This window comes from Nocardia mexicana NBRC 108244, from assembly GCF_001613165.1.
GTDB lineage: Bacteria > Actinomycetota > Actinomycetes > Mycobacteriales > Mycobacteriaceae > Nocardia > Nocardia mexicana.
This window is the reverse complement of the sequence record NZ_BDBV01000175.1, coordinates 1-817: the sequence shown is the minus strand read 5'-3', so window position 1 is coordinate 817 and position 817 is coordinate 1. Positions and strand designations below refer to the sequence as shown.

The 817-nt window shown below is 64.7% G+C and carries 1 protein-coding gene; it reads left to right on the top strand.

Annotated elements, in window-relative coordinates:
* Nucleotides 1-89 precede the first annotated feature (89 nt).
* The coding region (locus NM1_RS40650; protein ID WP_255286287.1) for an IS630 family transposase at nucleotides 90-817 on the top strand (728 nt) is incomplete at its 3' end.

The window sequence follows — 817 nt, the reverse complement described above, 5'->3', positions numbered from 1 at the left end:
CTAGTGTTCCGCGCCTGAAATCCGTTGGCTAATTGTAGGATTCGGCGGTGGTAAGGAGCGGGAGGCCGAGGTCGGGTCCGGATTTGGTGGTGACCGAGGCTCAGCGTCGAGAGTTGGTGCGAGGTGCGCGGGCGGCGACCTCGACGCAGGCGTATGCGTTGCGGTGCCGGATCGTGCTGGCCTGCGCCGAGCCTGGTGCGTTCAACACGCATGTGGCGGCCGAGGTGGGTGTGTCGGCGATGACGGTGCGTAAGTGGCGGGGTCGTTTCATCGAGTACGGGTTGGCCGGTCTGGCTGATGAGCCGAGGCCGGGCCGGCCGCCGTCGATCCTGCTGGATCAGGTGCAGCAGGTGGTCGAGTTGACTGTCGAGCAGTTGCCATCCGGTGCCACGCACTGGTCTCGGTCGTCGATGGCCGAGCGGAGCGGGTTGTCGAAATCGACGGTTGGGCGGATCTGGCGGCGGTTCGAGCTGAGACCGCACCTCAGTGATGGTTTCAAGATCTCGACCGATCCGTTGTTCGTGGAGAAGGTTGTGGATGTTGTTGGCCTGTACCACAATCCGCCCGAACGAGCTGTCGTTCTTTGCGTCGATGAGAAGAGTCAGATGCAGGCTCTGGACCGGTCGCAGCCGGTGCTGCCGATGATGCCGGGCATGCCCGAGCGCCGCACCCACGACTACGCTCGGCACGGCACGACCAGCCTGTTCGCTGCGTTCAACATCGCCGACGGCACCGTGATCGGCGAACTACACCGCCGGCACCGCGCGACCGAGTTCCGCAAGTTCCTGACCAGCATCGACAAGGCCGTGCCCGCCGA